This is a genomic window from Macrococcus hajekii (genome assembly GCF_004359505.1).
Classification (GTDB): Bacteria; Bacillota; Bacilli; order Staphylococcales; family Staphylococcaceae; genus Macrococcus; species Macrococcus hajekii.
This window is the reverse complement of sequence record NZ_SCWE01000041.1, coordinates 1-369: the sequence shown is the minus strand read 5'-3', so window position 1 is coordinate 369 and position 369 is coordinate 1. Positions and strand designations below refer to the sequence as shown.

At 38.5% G+C, this 369-nt stretch carries 1 tRNA gene; it reads left to right on the top strand.

Features of this window, described 5'->3' with window-relative positions:
* Positions 1-157: 157 nt before the first annotated feature.
* Positions 158-234: transfer RNA gene (locus ERX37_RS11280), tRNA-Ile, on the top strand.
* Positions 235-369: the final 135 nt, after the last annotated feature.

The following is a 369-nucleotide window of genomic DNA, read 5'->3' as shown; positions in this document are numbered from 1 at the left end:
GTCGTAACAAGGTAGCCGTATCGGAAGGTGCGGCTGGATCACCTCCTTTCTAAGGATATTACGGAAAAGAGACACTTGATGTCTCTTAGGAATTGACTTTGACATATTGTATTCAGTTTTGAATGTTCATTGAACCTATGGTTCACACATTCATAATGGGCCTATAGCTCAGCTGGTTAGAGCGCACGCCTGATAAGCGTGAGGTCGATGGTTCGAGTCCATTTAGGCCCACCATTATTAATATTGTACTTTGAAAACTAGATAAAGTAAGAAAAAATTGATTTACCAAGCAAAACCGAGTGAGTTCATTATTTTATGAATTCTCAAAAAATCGCGCGTCTGTATTCATACAGACATCACATTATTAAT